The 16,302-nt window shown below is 59.7% G+C and carries 17 protein-coding genes; 12 read left to right on the plus strand and 5 right to left on the minus strand.

The window, feature by feature from the left end:
- The first annotated feature begins 80 nt into the window (after positions 1-80).
- Positions 81-908, plus strand: coding sequence for a 2,3,4,5-tetrahydropyridine-2,6-dicarboxylate N-succinyltransferase (gene dapD, locus ACR0JF_RS21435; protein WP_170662977.1), 828 nt, complete (start codon positions 81-83; stop codon positions 906-908).
- Between the two features lie 51 nt (positions 909-959).
- On the opposite strand, the gene ACR0JF_RS21440 is transcribed toward dapD, so the two are convergent.
- Complete coding sequence (locus ACR0JF_RS21440; protein ID WP_170637834.1) at positions 960-1,295, minus strand: cupin domain-containing protein; 336 nt, start codon at positions 1,293-1,295, stop codon at positions 960-962.
- Positions 1,296-1,393: 98 nt separating this feature from the next.
- Between ACR0JF_RS21440 and ACR0JF_RS21445 the strand changes: the two genes are divergently transcribed.
- The 11 genes from ACR0JF_RS21445 (at position 1,394) to ACR0JF_RS21495 (ending at position 12,641) form a co-directional block, all read left to right on the plus strand.
- Complete coding sequence (locus tag ACR0JF_RS21445; RefSeq protein WP_170662979.1) at positions 1,394-1,738, plus strand: hypothetical protein; 345 nt, start codon at positions 1,394-1,396, stop codon at positions 1,736-1,738.
- A gap of 70 nt (positions 1,739-1,808) precedes the next feature.
- A complete protein-coding gene (locus tag ACR0JF_RS21450; protein WP_170662981.1) occupies positions 1,809-3,194 on the plus strand; it encodes a trypsin-like peptidase domain-containing protein in 1,386 nt (461 codons plus the stop codon).
- Between the two features lie 3 nt (positions 3,195-3,197).
- The gene (locus ACR0JF_RS21455) at positions 3,198-4,511 is read left to right on the plus strand and encodes a replication-associated recombination protein A (protein ID WP_170662983.1); all 1,314 of its coding nucleotides are present in this window, start codon (positions 3,198-3,200) and stop codon (positions 4,509-4,511) included.
- Positions 4,512-4,605: 94 nt separating this feature from the next.
- Complete coding sequence (locus tag ACR0JF_RS21460) at positions 4,606-5,412, plus strand: crotonase/enoyl-CoA hydratase family protein (RefSeq protein ID WP_170662985.1); 807 nt, start codon at positions 4,606-4,608, stop codon at positions 5,410-5,412.
- 117 nt (positions 5,413-5,529) lie between these two features.
- A complete protein-coding gene (locus ACR0JF_RS21465) occupies positions 5,530-6,573 on the plus strand; it encodes an RluA family pseudouridine synthase (RefSeq protein WP_170662987.1) in 1,044 nt (347 codons plus the stop codon).
- Positions 6,570-7,241 carry an HAD-IA family hydrolase gene (locus ACR0JF_RS21470; protein WP_170662989.1) on the plus strand — a complete coding sequence of 224 codons (672 nt, stop codon included), beginning with the start codon at positions 6,570-6,572 and terminating at the stop codon, positions 7,239-7,241. The genes ACR0JF_RS21465 and ACR0JF_RS21470 overlap by 4 nt, the downstream gene beginning before the upstream one ends.
- 4 nt (positions 7,242-7,245) lie before the next feature.
- Positions 7,246-7,953 (plus strand): ATP12 family protein, encoded by a 708-nt coding sequence (locus ACR0JF_RS21475; RefSeq protein ID WP_170662991.1) that lies wholly within the window; start codon positions 7,246-7,248, stop codon positions 7,951-7,953.
- 207 nt (positions 7,954-8,160) lie between these two features.
- Positions 8,161-9,177, plus strand: a complete 1,017-nt coding sequence (locus tag ACR0JF_RS21480; RefSeq protein ID WP_170375963.1) for an amino acid ABC transporter substrate-binding protein — start codon at positions 8,161-8,163, stop codon at positions 9,175-9,177.
- 125 nt (positions 9,178-9,302) lie between these two features.
- Positions 9,303-10,535, plus strand: a complete 1,233-nt coding sequence (locus ACR0JF_RS21485) for an ABC transporter permease subunit (protein WP_170662993.1) — start codon at positions 9,303-9,305, stop codon at positions 10,533-10,535.
- A 3-nt stretch (positions 10,536-10,538) separates the two neighbouring features.
- The gene (locus tag ACR0JF_RS21490) at positions 10,539-11,837 is read left to right on the plus strand and encodes an amino acid ABC transporter permease (protein ID WP_170662995.1); all 1,299 of its coding nucleotides are present in this window, start codon (positions 10,539-10,541) and stop codon (positions 11,835-11,837) included.
- Between the two features lie 12 nt (positions 11,838-11,849).
- Positions 11,850-12,641: an amino acid ABC transporter ATP-binding protein gene (locus ACR0JF_RS21495; protein ID WP_170528808.1), complete on the plus strand. Its 792-nt coding sequence runs from the start codon at positions 11,850-11,852 to the stop codon at positions 12,639-12,641.
- 44 nt (positions 12,642-12,685) lie between these two features.
- Here the strand turns inward: ACR0JF_RS21495 and ACR0JF_RS21500 are convergent, their stop codons facing one another.
- From ACR0JF_RS21500 to ACR0JF_RS21515, 4 genes are all read right to left on the minus strand, one after another.
- Positions 12,686-13,183 (minus strand): histidine phosphatase family protein, encoded by a 498-nt coding sequence (locus ACR0JF_RS21500; protein ID WP_170662997.1) that lies wholly within the window; start codon positions 13,181-13,183, stop codon positions 12,686-12,688.
- Positions 13,180-13,854: a ferredoxin gene (locus ACR0JF_RS21505; RefSeq protein WP_170662999.1), complete on the minus strand. Its 675-nt coding sequence runs from the start codon at positions 13,852-13,854 to the stop codon at positions 13,180-13,182. The genes ACR0JF_RS21500 and ACR0JF_RS21505 overlap by 4 nt, the downstream gene beginning before the upstream one ends.
- A gap of 18 nt (positions 13,855-13,872) precedes the next feature.
- A complete protein-coding gene (gene argB / locus ACR0JF_RS21510; protein ID WP_170663001.1) occupies positions 13,873-14,736 on the minus strand; it encodes an acetylglutamate kinase in 864 nt (287 codons plus the stop codon).
- 115 nt (positions 14,737-14,851) lie between these two features.
- On the minus strand, positions 14,852-16,255 hold the full coding sequence (locus tag ACR0JF_RS21515; RefSeq protein WP_170663003.1) for a PepSY-associated TM helix domain-containing protein: 1,404 nt from the start codon (positions 16,253-16,255) through the stop codon (positions 14,852-14,854).
- Positions 16,256-16,302: the final 47 nt, after the last annotated feature.

Consider the following 16,302-nt stretch of genomic DNA (forward strand, 5'->3'; position numbering starts at 1 on the left):
CCTGTTCGTCGCATTGCGCAGTGGGCTTGGCTTTCGTATAGGCCACACCGACACGAACAGATTCTGTAGGGAGACGCCCAATGTCCAATGCGCAACTCGAAGCCGCCATCGAATCCGCCTGGGAAGCGCGCGATTCGATCACGCCCGCAACCACAGGCGAGCAGCGCGACGCCATTGAAGACACGCTGAACGCGCTGGACAGCGGCGCACTACGCGTTGCCGAAAAGCTGGACAGCGGTGACTGGCATGTAAACCAGTGGGCCAAGAAAGCAGTTCTGCTGGGCTTCCGTATCAAGGACATGGAAATTCAGACCGGCGGCCCTCAGGCCGGGGGCTGGTGGGACAAGGTGGACAGCAAGTTCGCCGGTTGGAGCGAAGACAACTGGAAGGCCGCCGGTTTCCGTGCCGTGCCCAACTGCGTTGTCCGTAAATCGGCCTATATCGCGCCGGGCGCAGTGCTGATGCCTTCCTTCGTGAACCTTGGCGCCTATGTCGACGAAGGCACCATGGTGGATACGTGGGCGACCGTCGGATCCTGCGCGCAGATCGGCAAGAACGTGCACCTGTCGGGCGGCGTCGGGATCGGCGGCGTGCTAGAGCCGATGCAGGCAGGCCCTACCATCATCGAAGACAATTGCTTTATCGGCGCGCGCTCTGAGGTGGTCGAAGGCTGCATCGTGCGCGAAGGCTCAGTTCTGGGCATGGGTGTGTTCATCGGCAAATCGACCAAGATCGTCGACCGTGAGACCGGCGAAGTCACCTATGGTGAGGTTCCGCCCTATTCGGTGGTCGTTGCAGGCTCAATGCCATCGAAGAACAACATCAGTCTCTATTGCGCGGTGATCGTGAAGCGCGTGGATGAAAAGACCCGCTCGAAAACCGGGATCAACGAATTGCTGCGAGACTAAGCGCGCTTCATCGAAACGATTGGCCGCAGCCCTGTGCTGCGGCCTTTTTTGTTAGGCTTTGACAGGATAGCGGTCCGGCTCTTCAAACACGTCGATCACGCGTGAGCCTGCCTTGATCTTACCGCCATGCTCGACCCCGTCCGGGATGGAGTAGCTGTCGCCAGGGCGATAGATTCGGGTCTCAGCCCCTATCGTCAGCTCTACTTCGCCTTCGATGACAGTACCCCATTGGGCCTTGTGGGCATGCGTCGGTAGTTCAAAATCCTTCAGGAAAGTGAAAAACGCCACCAGCCCGGCATCAGAGCGGATCACGGCTGTTTGCACGACGTCCTCGGGGAAGGGAACGTCAAGGCTGGGAAAGTCGGTAATGAAATCTGGAAAGGTCATCAAACATCCCTAGTGGTTTGCGAAAATACCACTATGCAGAGTTGTCAGCCCCATGCAAATGCTTGACCGTGCAAAGGTGCAGAGCTATGGCCCCCTGCATGGAAAAGCAAAAGAAACCCTCTCGTCAGCAAGTCTACACCCTGCTCGTGCAGATTGGCCGCAAGGAGGGCGATGGCCTGCCAGACGGCGCGACCGGAGCGGCCCTGATGTGCTTTGCCAGTGGTGTGGACGAGGCCGAGGCCGTGCGTGAGACGGTTGCGATTTTGAAACAGGCCGACACGGCCCCTCTGGACGTGACCGGCTATGGCACATTGGCCGAGCGAGAGGCGCAGGGGCATGACATCGACTCCGATGAACGCGCCCTTATGCAGCGGGCACTGGACGAGAACGCCGTCATTGTCGCGCAGATGACACCGTTTTTTGACGAAGGTGCAAAAGGCTGACGACTGGCCTTCTTGCATTGACGATCCGCTCGGCGCATATCCAGAGGGCTTTACTGGATTGAGGTTCCTCATGCGTCGCTGGATTTTCATCTCTGTTTCGGTTGCCATAGCATCGGTTGCCCATGCCGAGACGCGGGTCCCTCAATCCCAAGCCGAAATCTCGCTTGGTTTTGCCCCCGTGGTGAAAGAGGCCGCGCCTGCGGTTGTTAACATATATGCCAAGATCGTGCGGCAGGGGCGGTCGCGGCCGTTATTCTCGGACCCATTCTTTCAGGATTTCTTTGGGCGTGGATTTGGAGAACCACAGCAGCGGGTCCAAAACTCGCTCGGCTCGGGCGTGATCCTGTCCGAGGATGGCTATGTGGTGTCGAATTACCACGTGGTCGGCTCGGCCACTGAAATCCGTGTGGTCACGACCGACCGGCGCGAATTCACGGCTGAGGTGGTTTTGGGCCACGAAGAAAGCGATATCGCAATCCTGCGGCTGGAAGAGGCTCAGGACCTGCCCTTCCTGACCATGCGCGATTCGGATCACGTTGAGGTGGGCGAATTGGCTTTGGCGATCGGTAACCCGTTCGGGATCGGGCAGACGGTGTCCTCGGGCATTATATCGGGATTGGCGCGCACTGGCACGGCGACCGGGAACGCGCGCGGCTATTTTCTTCAGACTGATGCGGCGATCAACCCGGGCAATTCGGGCGGCGCCCTGATTGACGTGAATGGTGACCTGATCGGGATCAACACCTCGATCCTGACGCAGTCTGGTGGTTCAAACGGGATCGGTTTCGCCATCCCAGCCAATCTGGTGGCCGAATTCCTGCGGCAGGCGCAAGCTGGCAATGACACGTTTGTCAGCCCCTGGGCGGGTATGAGTGGCCAGCACATGAGCGCCGACATTGCCGAGTCTCTGGGTCTGGTGATCCCTATGGGCGTTGTGATCTCAGATTTGCACGACCTCAGCCCTCTGGCCGAAGCCGGGCTGCGGGTTGGCGATGTGGTCACTCATGTGGACGGAGATGAGGTGAACTCTCCGGCCGAGATGAAATTCCGCATGTCCGTGGCGGGCGTCGGAGGTACATCCGTTCTGACCCGGTTGCGTGGTGAGGAAAGCGACGACGTTGAAGTGGCGCTGATCCGTGCGCCTGATACGCCAGATGCCGAAAAGACGACCTTGGATGAAAGCACCGTACTGCCCGAACTGACCGTCTCGGGCGTCAACCCGGCTGTGATCATTGATCTGGGGCTTAAACTGTCCCAGTCCGGCGTCGTTGTTGTTGACCCCGGCCCATACGGCGCCCGCGCGGGTCTACGAGCCGGCGACGTTCTGGAGGCGATCAATGGTACGGACGTCGCGCGTCCGCAGGACGTCGTTCGAACGCTGACCGATCCGGGGCGCAGGATCAACATCGTAATTCAGCGAGGCGGCCGTAGTCTGTCCCTGCGATTCCGGCTGTAGCGCATGAGCGATCTGTTCGACACCGGCGCAGCCGAGCCTGCAGCGAATCCGCACCGCCCCTTGGCGGATCGCCTGCGTCCGCAAACGCTGGCCGAGGTGATCGGGCAAGAGCAGGTTCTGGGCCCCGACGCGCCATTGGGGGTCATGTTGGCCTCAGGCAGCTTGTCCAGCCTGATTTTCTGGGGGCCTCCGGGCGTTGGAAAAACGACCATCGCGCGGTTGCTGGCGCAGGAAACCGATCTGCATTTCGTTCAGATCAGCGCGATCTTTACTGGTGTGCCGGACCTGAAGAAGGTGTTTGAGGCCGCGAAAATCCGGCGCCAGAACGGGCAGGGGACGTTGCTGTTCGTGGATGAGATCCACCGCTTCAACAAAGCGCAGCAGGACGGGTTTTTGCCCCATATGGAGGACGGGACGATCCTGCTGGTCGGGGCCACGACCGAAAACCCGTCGTTCGAGTTGAACGCCGCGGTTTTGAGCCGATCGCAAGTTCTGGTACTGGAGCGGTTGAGCCTTGCCGATCTGGAACGTCTGACACAACGCGCTGAGAAAGAGCTAGGCAAAGCGCTCCCCCTGACGCCTGCCGCACGTGATGCACTGCACGAAATGGCAGATGGCGACGGGCGGGCCTTGTTGAACCTGATCGAACAGGTTGCGGCATGGAAGGTTGACGCACCGCTTGACCCGGATGCGTTGTCGACGCGTTTGATGCGGCGCGCGGCGAAATACGACAAATCCGGCGATGAGCATTACAACCTGATCTCGGCCTTGCACAAATCGGTGCGTGGTTCGGACCCAGACGCGGCGCTCTATTGGTTTGCGCGGATGCTGACCGGGGGCGAAGACCCGCGCTATCTGGCCCGTCGGATCACCCGCATGGCGGTTGAGGATATCGGTCTGGCCGACCCGCAGGCGCAGGCGATCTGTCTGCAATCGTGGGAGACCTACGAACGGCTCGGCTCCCCCGAGGGAGAGTTGGCGCTAGCGCAGGCGCTGGTCTATCTGGCGCTGGCCCCGAAATCGAACGGGGCCTATGTGGGCTACAAGGCCGCGATGCGCCTGGCGAAGCAATCGGGCAGTGAGCCGCCGCCGAAGCATATCCTGAACGCGCCTACCTCGTTGATGAAGGATCAGGGCTATGGCGACGGTTACGCCTATGACCACGATGCAGAAGATGGGTTCTCGGGTCAGAACTACTTCCCCGAGACGATAAAGCGGCCTGTGCTGTATCAACCGGTCGAACGTGGGTTCGAGCGTGAGTTGAAAAAACGGCTGGACTATTTCGCCAAACTGCGTACGCAGCGCAACAGCGGGTAACGCAGGGTCAATTTCGCGCTGCCGTAGCGTCACAGGCGACAGGTTGCAAACATCCGGTTTCCCTTCGGTCAATGACCATGAGGGAGGACATGTCATGCCCGTTTCCATTGACAAAACCGAAGACGTTTGGACCATCATCCATGACCGGCCCGAGGCGCGGAACGCTGTTGACCCGGATCATGCTAAGGCTCTGGTGGATGCGTTTCTTGAGTTCGAACACGGCCCCGCAAAGGTTGCCGTTTTCTGGGGGAAGGGGGGCAATTTCTGTGCCGGGTGGGACCTGAAGCTGGCCGCCAGTCTGGCTGACCCTGAATTGGGTGAGGCATATTACGAGAAACACAGCTTTCCTATTGGATCCGCTACCTCGACGCTTGGGCCAATGGGGCCGTCTCGGCTGGAATTGTCAAAGCCAGTTATCGGAGCCATTGACGGTGCAGCCGTCGCCGGCGGGATGGAGTTGGCCTTGTGGTGCGACATACGGGTGATGGCTGAGACGGCTTACCTTGGGGTATTTTGTCGCCGTTGGGGAATTGTTCTGATGGACGGCGGCACAGTTCGCTTGCCGCGCTTGGTTGGGCAGGGCAAAGCACTTGAGATCGCTCTGACCGGGCGCAAGGTCGCGGCTGAGGAGTGCTATCGGATCGGGTTGGCAGAGAAAGTCGTGCCCCACGGAGAAGCGCGGGCCGCTGCCGAGGCCATGGCCTACGACATCGCCCGTTTCCCACAGGAAGCTGTGCGGGCCGACCGACGATCGATCATCGAATCGCGTGGGATGTCAGTGCGTGATGGGCTAAAGGTTGAATGGGCCAACGGTCTGGAAGCGATCCGGCGGGAGGGTACCGCAGGCGCAGGGCGGTTTCGAGATGGGGCCGGGCGACATGGGGATTTCTTGAACATCTGAAACGCCTACGATTGCTTGACTCTCGACCCGTTGCAGGCCACAGACGCGCATGTTTTCTAAGGCAGTGGTAGCAGGATACTCCGGGCGGATCGGCCGCGCGGGACAAGGGGCGATGGCATGAGTGGCGTGCAGATGATTACGGTCGCAGAAGGTGACGGAGACCAGCGTGTGGATCGCTGGCTGCGCCGCCTGTTTCCGCATGTCAGCCAAGGACGGATCGAAAAGATGTGCCGCAAGGGAGAGCTGCGCGTAGATGGCAGTCGCGCCAAGGCCTCGACCCGGCTGGAGGTCGGGCAGGTCGTCCGCGTGCCCCCGCTGCCGGATGCCGATCACAAACCGGCCGAGATAAAGCGCAGCGTGTCTGAGGCGGATGCGAAGATGATCCAGTCCTGCGTGATCTATCGCGACGATCACGTTTTGGCACTGAACAAACCGCACGGCCTTGCGGTGCAAGGCGGCAGCGGCCAGACCCGCCACGTCGACAGCCTGTCTGAGGCTCTACGCTTTGGCTATGATGAGAACCCGCGGCTGGTCCATCGGCTGGATAAGGACACCTCGGGTGTTCTGCTGCTGGCCCGCACGCGAGAGGCCGCCAAGGGGCTGACTGCTGCCTTCCGCCACCGCGATACACGCAAGATCTATTGGGCGCTGGTCGCCGGTGTGCCGACGCCCTATCTCGGCGAGATCAAGACTGGTCTGGTCAAAGCCTCTGGCCATGGCAAACAGGGCGAGGGCGAAAAGATGATCCCCGTCCATATGGGTGACATCGACAGCACGCCCGGTGCGAAACGGGCACATACCCATTACGCGACGCTCTATCGTGTCGCGGGCCGCGCCGCCTGGGTCGCGATGGAGCCGATTACGGGCCGTACCCATCAGCTGCGCGCGCATATGGCCGCGATCGGCCATCCGATCATAGGCGACGGCAAATATGGTGGCTCGGGTCAGGAAAACCTCGGCGATGGCTGGGGCGCGCAATTGGGCGGGATCATCAGTAAAAAGCTGCACCTGCACGCACGGCGCTTGTCTTTCCAGCACCCGATGACCCGCAAACCGATCACGGTCGAGGCCCCTCTGCCCGAGCACATGAAGCACAGCTGGGATACGTTTGGCTGGACCGAAGACCTTGCCGCCGACGACCCCTTCGAGGAGCTGCAATGAGCGCACCCCTGCGTTTGGTCCTGTTCGATGTCGATGGCACGCTGGTCGACAGTCAGGGCAGTATCGTTCATTCGATGACGGCCAGTTTTCAGGCGGCCTCGGTCGAGGTGCCAAGCCGCGAGGCCATTCTGTCGATAGTCGGTCTGTCGTTGCCTTTGGCCATTGCACAGCTTGTGCCACAGCAGTCGACGACGGTTCAAGCGCAATTGGTTGAAGGGTACAAACAGGCCTATCACGCGCACCGGCTGGATCTTGGCGCGGCGAGTTCCCCCCTTTATCCCGGCGCGCGCGACGCGATTGAAGCCCTGCATGCGGTGCCCGAGATTCTTCTGGGCGTCGCCACAGGCAAATCGCAACGCGGTCTGGATGCGCTGATCGAAGCGCATGGGTTGGAGCGCTATTTCGTGACCCGGCAGGTGGCGGATCATCACCCCTCAAAACCTCATCCCTCGATGGTTCAGACCGCGCTGGCGGAAACCGGCGTTAATGCCGCGCATGCGGTCATGATCGGGGATACCAGCTATGACATGGACATGGCCGCCGCTGCAGGCGTGACCGGGATCGGGGTGTCGTGGGGGTACCATGACACTGCAGCGCTAAGTGCGGCCGCTTGTGTGATTGAAACATTCGACCAGCTGCCGGATGCGCTGGCCACTCTTTGGAAGTGAAGACATGAGCGACTGGAAACCGAAACGCTTTTGGACAAACTGCACCGCGGTCGAGGCCGAGGACGGCTATACTGTCGAGCTGGATGGCCGCCGGGTCAAAACGCCGGCCAAGGCCGCATTGATTCTGCCGACCAAAGCGATGGCCGAAGCCGTTGCCGCTGAATGGGATGCGCAAGACAAAGAGGTCGACCCGACCACCATGCCCTTCACCCGATCAGCCAATGCGGCGATCGACAAGGTGCGCATCCAGCACAGCGAAGTGGCGGATATGTTGGCGGACTACGGTGACTCCGATCTGCTGTGCTATCGCGCCACCCATCCTCAGGAACTGCAAGAGCGTCAGGCCGCAGACTGGGATCCTGCGTTGGACTGGGCGGCCGAGACCCTCCAGGCCCGACTGATTCCCGTGGCGGGGGTTCTGCACCAGCCCCAATCGGCTGAGGCTTTGACGCAGTTGCGTCAGCGGGTCCATACGTTGGATGCGTTTCAGTTGGCGGCCTTCCACGATCTGGTCAGCTTGTCTGGTTCGTTGATTCTGGGATTTGCGGCGGCGCAGAATTGGCGCGAACCGGACGAAATATGGCGCATTTCGCGACTTGATGAGAACTGGCAGATCGAACAATGGGGCCACGATGACGAAGCCCATGCCATTGCGGAAACAAAGAAAGCCGCGTTTTTGCACGCCAAGACCTTCTTCGATCTCTCTGTTTGATCCTTCCAACGTTGGTTTTTTTACGCATCTGCCTAATCCAGAGGCGGAGACCCATCGTTTTCCCTGATCCGACCCTTGACGTTTGTTTATGAATGCGACCAAACTCAAGCCCACTAAAGGGGAGACACCTTTGGGGTAACCTTTCCGGCATCCACTATGCCGGGCAGAGCCGCCCTTACCGGGGCGGAAAATCAGGAAGAGGTAAAAATGAAAAAATCCGTAATCTTGGGCGCGGCAACAGTGGCCGGTCTGGCCGCAGGTGCTGCCGCGGCGGGAACTGTAGACGACGTCAAGGCGCGCGGCACTCTGAACTGTGGTGTGACCACCGGTCTGGTTGGCTTCGCTGCACCTGACGCGAATGGCGAATGGAAAGGCTTCGACGTATCGCTGTGCCGTGCCGTTGCCGCCGCTGTTCTGGGTGACGCAAACGCAGTTGAATTCGTTCCGACCACCGGCAAGACGCGCTTCACCGCTCTGGCCTCGGGCGAGATCGACATGCTGGCCCGTAACACCACATGGACCTTCAGCCGCGACGTCGACCTGAAGTTCGAATTCACCGGCGTGAACTACTATGACGGTCAGGGCTTCATGGTTCCCAAGGCGCTGGGCGTAAGCTCGGCCAAAGAACTGGACGGCGCAACCGTCTGCATCCAGACCGGCACTACCACCGAGCTGAACCTGGCCGATTTCTTCCGTGCCAACAACATCAGCTACGAGCCGGTTCCAATCGAAACCAACGCCGAAGCGCAGCAGCAGTACCTGGCTGGCGCATGTGACGTTTACACCACCGACGCTTCGGGCCTGGCCGCAACCCGCGCCACGTTCGAAAACCCTGGTGACCACGTCCTGCTGCCCGAAATCATCTCGAAAGAGCCGCTGGGCCCACTGGTCCGTCACGGCGACCACGAGTGGGGCGATGTTGTCCGCTGGACCCTGAACGCGCTGGTTTCGGCTGAAGAGCTGGGCGTGACCTCGGCGAACATCGACGAGCTGGCAGCTGGCACCGACAACCCGGAAGTCAACCGTCTGCTGGGCACCGAAGGTACCTTGGGCGAGATGCTGGGTCTGGACGCACAGTGGGCTATGCGCGCCATCAAGGCGGACGGCAACTATGGTGAAGTGTTTGCCAAGAACATCGGTGAAGAAACTCCGATCGGTCTGGCACGCGGCCTGAACGCTCAGTGGACCGAAGGCGGCCTGCTGTACTCGCCGCCTTTCCGCTAAGACATCCACGGAAAAGGGCGCAGGACATCCTGCGCCCTTTTTCACTAATACTTACGCGAACGGACGCAGAGCGGGGACAACCTCGCCATAAAAACAAAGTCCGCTAGCTACGGGGATTCCAAAATATGTCGACTATGACTGACCCGCCGAAAGCTGATTTTCGGCTGTCGATGCTCATAAACGATACCCGCTACAGATCGCTGACTTTTCAGGTGATCGCGGCTATCGCTATTGCGCTATCCATTTGGTATCTGGGCAACAACCTGATCCAGAACCTTCGGGCCGCCGGCCTGAACATATCCTACACATTCCTCGGCGATTCCGCCGGGTACGACATCAACCAGCGTCTGATCGAATATGACAGCCAGTCCTCGCATGGGCGGGCTGCGGTTGTGGGGCTTTTGAACACGCTTCTCGTGGCGTTTCTGGCCTGTATCACCGCAACGATATTCGGAGTGATCGCCGGGGTTCTGCGGCTCTCAAACAACTGGCTCGTCTCAAAGCTGATGGCGGTCTATGTCGAGATCTTCCGCAACATTCCGGTTCTGATCTGGATCATCATCATCTTCACGATCATGACGGCCGTTCTGCCGGGGCCGCGGGCGTTCCGCGGTGACAACCCGACGTCGAGCATGCTGTTTGATGCCTTCGCCTTCACCAACCGTGGGGTCTATATCCCCCGTCCGGAATTCGCGCATGGCCTGTTCAGTGCAACCATTCTGAACTGGCTGCTGGTGATTGCCGGTCTGGTCGCATCATGGTTCGCCTCGCGCGAGATCGAAAAGCGGGCGACCAAGAAGCAGGAAGAGACCGGTGAACGCCCCAGAACGCTGCTGGTGAAGCTGGGCGTCTGGCTGGTGCCGTTTGCGTTGCTGATGGTTCTGATGGGCCTGACTTGGGACATTCCCGCGCTGAAGGGCTTTAACTTCAGCGGAGGTATCAAGGTTGGTGGTCCTCTGATCGCTTTGTGGTTCGCTTTGTCGATCTACACTGGGGCCTTCATCGCGGAAAACGTGCGGGCCGGTATTCAGGCGATCTCAAAAGGTCAGACCGAGGCTGCGGCCGCTCTGGGTCTGCGTCAGGGTCGGATCATGAATCTGGTCATCCTGCCGCAAGCGCTGCGGGTGATTATTCCGCCGCTGATTTCGCAGTATCTCAACATCACCAAAAACTCGTCTCTGGCGATTGCCGTGGGCTACGCGGATATCACCGCGACGCTGGGCGGTATCACCCTGAACCAGACCGGTCGTGCGATCGAATGTGTTCTGCTCTTGATGCTGTTCTACCTCACCGCCTCGCTGGTAATCTCGATGGTGATGAACGTCTACAACGCATCCGTCAAGTTGAAGGAGCGCTGAGCCATGGCCGATCAAACAACCAATCCGATCGCTTTCGTGGCCGAAGGTACCATCCCTCCCTCTCCGCCCCCGGCGAATGAGACGGGCGTGGTCAAATGGCTGCGTGAGAACCTGTTCTCTGGCGTTGCCAACACCATCCTGACGGTTCTGTCGCTGATCCTGATCTACATCCTTCTGAAGAACACGTTGCCGTGGATTCTGAACGGGGTGTGGAATGCGAACTCGCTGGCAGAGTGTCGTGAGATTCTGGGTGGCAAGACAGGCGCGTGTTTCGCGGTTCTGACCGAACGCTGGCCACAGCTGATCTACGGCTTCAAATACCCGGTTGACGCGTACTGGCGCCCCAACCTGGCCTTTGTGCTGATGCTGGTGGCCTTTGCGCCGGTGCTGTTCTTCGACTTGCCGCGCAAGATGCTGATCTTCACAGCGCTCTACCCGTTCATTGCGTTCTGGCTGATCTGGGGTGGCACCATTCTGGTCCCGCTTGTGGCTCTGCTGGGTTGCGTCGCGGGCGGCGCCGTTTTCCAGAAATTCGGCAAGAACAGCTTTGCGGCCGGCTTCTTCGGGGCCATCGTTGTGGCTCTTGTCGTTTGGAATGTTGGCGGAGCGCTGATACCGGAAGGTGCTTCTGAAGACGCGATGCTTACAGCTGTTCCCAGCCGTGATCTCGGAGGCTTCATGCTGAACATGATGCTGGGTGTCACTTGTGTGTCGCTGTCGGTTCCGTTGGGCATAGCCCTTGCACTGGGCCGTCAGTCCGACATGCCGCTGATCAAGTGGGTGAGCGTCATCTTCATCGAATTCATCCGTGGCGTGCCTCTGATCACGCTGCTGTTCGTGGCTTCGGTGATGCTGGCCTACTTCTTCCCGCCTGACAGCACGGTCGATCTGTTCCTGCGCGTTGTGATCATGATCACCATGTTCTCAGCCGCCTACATCGCCGAGGTGATCCGCGGCGGTCTGGCAGCGCTTCCACGTGGACAATATGAAGCAGCAGACAGCCTTGGTCTGGATTACCCTCAGGCGATGCGTCTGATCATCCTGCCGCAGGCTCTGAAGATCTCGATCCCTGGTATCGTGAACGTGGCCGTTGGCCTGTTCAAGGACACCACACTGGTTTCGGTCATTTCGATGTTCGATCTGGTGGGCATGATCCGAGGCCCCATCCTGGCGTCAACCGAATGGAACGGCGTCTATTGGGAGCTTCTGGGCTTTGCCGCGCTTCTGTTCTTCGTCGTCTGCTACGGCATCTCTCAATATTCTCAGTGGCTCGAGCGTCGCCTTGCCACCGATCATCACTAAGGAGTTCAACACATGTCTGAACTTGCAATTGACCGCGAAATCGACCGCTCGAAGATGCAGGTGAGCGACGAGGTCGCCATCGACATTAGCGGAATGAACAAGTGGTACGGCTCGTTCCACGTGCTGCGTGACATCAATCTGACCGTCAACCAAGGCGAGCGGATTGTTATCGCGGGCCCGTCGGGCTCGGGCAAATCTACCCTGATCCGTTGCCTGAACGCGCTGGAAGAGCACCAGCAGGGCAAGATCGTGGTGGACGGGATCGAACTGTCGAATGACCTAAAGAACATCGACAAGATCCGGTCCGAGGTTGGCATGGTGTTCCAGCACTTCAACCTGTTCCCGCATCTGACGATTCTCGAGAACTGCACGCTGGCCCCGATCTGGGTGCGCAAGACGCCCAAGAAAGAGGCCGAAGAGCGCGCGATGCACTTCCTTGAGAAGGTAAAAATCCCCGATCAGGCGTTGAAGTACCCGGGTCAGCTGTCCGGTGGTCAGCAGCAGCGTGTGGCGATTGCCCGCTCGCTCTGCATGATGCCGCGGATCATGCTGTTCGATGAACCGACATCTGCGCTGGACCCCGAGATGATCAAAGAGGTGCTCGACACCATGATTGAGCTGGCCGAAGAAGGCATGACCATGCTCTGTGTGACCCACGAGATGGGCTTTGCCCGTCAGGTCGCGAACCGCGTGATCTTCATGGATGCCGGCCAGATCGTGGAGCAGAACGAACCGGAAGAGTTCTTCAACAACCCGAAGAGCGAACGCACCAAGCTGTTCCTCAGCCAGATCCTCGGGCACTGATCGAGATTACATCAAAGGAAAGGCGGGGTTTTGCCCCGCCTTTTTCATTTCAGAAGCTCGCGCGGGATCGCGAAGCCCAAGACCTTGCCGCTGTGCTTCTGGATGTCGGACCACTTGTCGATCTCAAACTGTATCACCGTTGTGGCGCAGGTCGGGTAGTCGTGGAACCGAGCGTGCTCAGGCGCGGTTTCGACAAGCTGAGCCGCGAATTGGGCAATCCCGGGATTGTGGCCCAGCATCATCATGGTTCGGCCTGTTGCCGTTTTCAACTCAGCCAGCATCGCATCCGGCCCCGCCAGATAGAGGTCATAGGCGTAATAGGCGTTTTCTGCATGCAGACCCATGTGGTCCCAGGTCTCACGCGTTCGGACCGAGTTCGAGCTCAGAAGCTCATCCGGGACCCAGCCGTTTTTCTTGAGCCAAGACCCGATCGCCGGCGCTGACGCTCGCCCACGTTTGTTCAGTGGTCGCTCATGATCACTGAGGTTGGAATCATCCCAGCTGGACTTGGCATGGCGGGTCAGGATCAGGGTGTGTGTCATGACGGATGAAAAGCCCTCATATGATGTGCGGATTGGTCCGGGTCTCGGCCTGCGCGGGCGCTGACAGGGCAGGAGAGGCGCGCGAGGCACCCTCCGGTCATGCAGATCTGCCCCTCGGGCGTGGCAAGGTGAGCGTGGCAGGCGTCGACATTGTAAAAGCTCTGATCATTCAGCGCACCCACCGGGCAGGTCTGCGTGCAAGGCGCTGCGCATGAGGTACATGGCGAAGGAGTGGTTGCCAGGGAGATTGGGAATTCATCGGCGAAATGAAGCGCGCCGCGCAATGAGATCATCATGCCCATCTGGTCGTGTACCAGCGCGCCCACCGGGCTGCTGAAGGTCCGCCCTGATTTCAACGCCCAGTCGATGAATGGCGCGTAGGGAGGGCCGCCAAAGGGAAAATGTGCCTCGGCACCCAAGTCCTGTGCCAGTTGGCCGACCACACGTAGTGACCAGCGATCGACCGGGTCCTTGCCCTGCCATTCCGGCGCGGCTTTCAACTGGGGCCAGAACTCGGGCCCTGCGCCCAAAAGGATCAGCGTTCCGCCATCCAGTTGTTTCGCTTGCACCTGACGCGGGTGCAGCGCGCCCATGACAATCAGCCCAACCCGCTGAGCTGCGTGTTCGACACGATCATAACTGTGGTGAGAGGAGGCGGGCTGTTGGGTCATATCTCCTCCGGTTTGGTATTAGTCGGGGCGTATCAGCGACCCGGCGCCGTGTTCGGTGAACAGCTCCAGCAGGACCGCGTTTGGCGCGCGTCCGTCCAGAATAACCACCGCGCGCACTCCACTATGCAGCGCATCCAGCGCGGTTTCGGTCTTTGGGATCATACCACCGGCAATGGTGCCTTCCAGAGTCATTTCACGAATCTGGCCAGCCTTCAGCTCAGTCACCACGTCGCCAGCAGCATTCTTGACGCCCGAGACATCCGTCAGCAGCAGCAGGCGATCTGCTCTCAGCGCCGAGGCGATAGCCCCCGCAGCCGTATCGCCGTTGACGTTAAAGGTCTCTCCTTCGGTGCCCGCGCCTAGCGGCGCGATGACCGGGATGACGTCATGCGAGAACAGGTCGTGCAGGACCTTGGGGTCCATCTTCGATGGAGACCCCACAAAGCCCAGCGAAGGATCGGTCTGTTCGCAAGTCATCAGGTTGGCGTCCTTGCCCGACAGTCCCACAGCGGTGCCGCCCTGACGGTTGATCGCCTGTACGATCCGCTTGTTCACAAGGCCAGAGAGGACCATCTCGACCACTTCGACCGTCGCTTTGTCAGTGACGCGTTTGCCGCCCACAAACTCGGACTGGATGTCCAGCTGTTTGAGCATCGCGTTGATCATCGGTCCACCGCCATGCACGATCACCGGGTTCACCCCGACCTGCCGCATTAGCACCACGTCGCGGGCAAAGCTGTCCATCGCCTCATCGCTGCCCATGGCGTGGCCGCCCAGCTTGATGACAACAATCGCGCCATCATAGCGCTGCAAATAGGGCAACGCGCTGTTCAGGGTTGCGGCGGTGGCGATCCAATCCCGGTTCATGTCTCGTGTCTTCATGGCTGTCAGTCCTCTGATCCACCCTGTTAGGGCGTTTGGACCGGACTGCCAAGACCATACCTAGGCAAATACGGTCAACGATGGCCGCGCCGGGTTGGCGCGGCCCCTGTTCAGATCAGCTCATCGCACGTTTCATTGCCGGAATATTGCTGAGGATCAGCAAGTCGAAGGCCAGTACAATCAGCAAGGTCAGCCCTACCAGCGGGAAAGCCATAGCTATGAACAGCCCGATCAGGACCGCGCCTTTCCACAGTGGCAATTCCGCGGGCATCGGTGGCGCCGCCAGTCGACGCGCCTTTTGCGGACGGCGCATGACCCACATCACCACGCCCGAGATGCAGACGAAGATCACCGACAGGCAGAACACCACGTTGAGGATGAAGTTCCACGTGCCCATCAACCCCATATGGAATGGGATTCCAACGGCCATGGATTTGCCCATCAGAGAATAGTCCTCATACTGGACATCGGCCAAGATTTTGCCGGTGTACTGGTCGACATGGACAGTTCGGTCGTTCACCGGATCGGTCGAGTCGCTGCTCATGCTGTCGCGGTTGAGTGTCCAGACGCCATCCTCTCCGCCCGGATAGGCCACGCGGAATCGCCCGATCATCTCCAATGCGGTCCCCAATGCGACTATGGCGTCGATGTCGATTACAGTGCCCTCTGGCACGCCCTCTATGCCGGCGTCAGAGCCGGAGGCAGGCATGGGCGTTTGCTCCAGCGCCCACGGGACGTCGTTCTGATGACCGTGATTCATGCTGGCATGGGTTTCATCCGACAGAGGCACGCTGTCCCACTTCTCGGCTGGGAAGCTGCTCCAGGGTTGAACGATCATACCGCCCCAGACCCCGGCCCAAGACAGGCCCGAGATAAGGAAGACGACCAGCAATAGCGACATCCAGAAGCCGACCACCGCGTGCAGGGACTTCCACAACGCGCGCCCTCGCGCCTTGAGATCGGGCACAAAACCCGCCATCGCATTGCGGCGCGGCCACCATAGATAGAGGCCGGTGAACACCAGAACGAGGCTCAGGCCTGCCGCGATTTCAAGGATGCGGTCGCCAGTGGTGCCGATCAGAAGGGTCGAGTGAATACTGTCCGCCAGATCATACCATCCGGCGCGGCGATCCCAGATTTCCAGAACCTGACCGGCGTAGGGGTCAACCGCGACCATGCGTTGACCTGCATCAGTTTTGATACGGAAGACGGTGGCCAGACCTTCGGCCTTGGGACCGATCCATTCGACGACCTGCCCGGGAACCTCGGCCAAAGTGACCTCGGCCTGTTGCGAGACGGGTAGCGCTTTGCCTTCGACCGAGACAGCGATCTTCTCGCCATCGCGCCCGTCAAACTGAGTGATAAACATCATCATCAAACCGGTGACGGCGAGGATGATTAGAAACGGGATCACGAAAATCCCGGCGTAGAAATGCCACCGCCACGCGGCGAAGTAGAATTTTTGCGTAGCTGTATTCTGCATCGGGACCGTGCCCGAAGTTTGGCTATCCATTGCCATTGTTAATCTCCATATACAGACATCCCTCGCGCGCAGGTGCGCGCAGA

Source organism: Ruegeria sp. BG11 (assembly GCF_056538565.1).

Excerpts from the sequence above, each read along its gene's own strand:
- dapD (WP_170662977.1), top strand. The coding sequence starts at position 81 with ATGTCCAATGCGCAACTCGAAGCCGCCATCGAATCCGCCTGGGAAGCG.
- ACR0JF_RS21440 (WP_170637834.1), bottom strand. The coding sequence starts at position 1,295 with ATGACCTTTCCAGATTTCATTACCGACTTTCCCAGCCTTGACGTTCCC.
- ACR0JF_RS21445 (WP_170662979.1), top strand. The coding sequence starts at position 1,394 with ATGGAAAAGCAAAAGAAACCCTCTCGTCAGCAAGTCTACACCCTGCTC.
- ACR0JF_RS21450 (WP_170662981.1), top strand. The coding sequence starts at position 1,809 with ATGCGTCGCTGGATTTTCATCTCTGTTTCGGTTGCCATAGCATCGGTT.
- ACR0JF_RS21455 (WP_170662983.1), top strand. The coding sequence starts at position 3,198 with ATGAGCGATCTGTTCGACACCGGCGCAGCCGAGCCTGCAGCGAATCCG.
- ACR0JF_RS21460 (WP_170662985.1), top strand. The coding sequence starts at position 4,606 with ATGCCCGTTTCCATTGACAAAACCGAAGACGTTTGGACCATCATCCAT.
- ACR0JF_RS21465 (WP_170662987.1), top strand. The coding sequence starts at position 5,530 with ATGAGTGGCGTGCAGATGATTACGGTCGCAGAAGGTGACGGAGACCAG.
- ACR0JF_RS21470 (WP_170662989.1), top strand. The coding sequence starts at position 6,570 with ATGAGCGCACCCCTGCGTTTGGTCCTGTTCGATGTCGATGGCACGCTG.
- ACR0JF_RS21475 (WP_170662991.1), top strand. The coding sequence starts at position 7,246 with ATGAGCGACTGGAAACCGAAACGCTTTTGGACAAACTGCACCGCGGTC.
- ACR0JF_RS21480 (WP_170375963.1), top strand. The coding sequence starts at position 8,161 with ATGAAAAAATCCGTAATCTTGGGCGCGGCAACAGTGGCCGGTCTGGCC.
- ACR0JF_RS21485 (WP_170662993.1), top strand. The coding sequence starts at position 9,303 with ATGTCGACTATGACTGACCCGCCGAAAGCTGATTTTCGGCTGTCGATG.
- ACR0JF_RS21490 (WP_170662995.1), top strand. The coding sequence starts at position 10,539 with ATGGCCGATCAAACAACCAATCCGATCGCTTTCGTGGCCGAAGGTACC.
- ACR0JF_RS21495 (WP_170528808.1), top strand. The coding sequence starts at position 11,850 with ATGTCTGAACTTGCAATTGACCGCGAAATCGACCGCTCGAAGATGCAG.
- ACR0JF_RS21500 (WP_170662997.1), bottom strand. The coding sequence starts at position 13,183 with ATGACACACACCCTGATCCTGACCCGCCATGCCAAGTCCAGCTGGGAT.
- ACR0JF_RS21505 (WP_170662999.1), bottom strand. The coding sequence starts at position 13,854 with ATGACCCAACAGCCCGCCTCCTCTCACCACAGTTATGATCGTGTCGAA.
- argB (WP_170663001.1), bottom strand. The coding sequence starts at position 14,736 with ATGAAGACACGAGACATGAACCGGGATTGGATCGCCACCGCCGCAACC.
- ACR0JF_RS21515 (WP_170663003.1), bottom strand. The coding sequence starts at position 16,255 with ATGGCAATGGATAGCCAAACTTCGGGCACGGTCCCGATGCAGAATACA.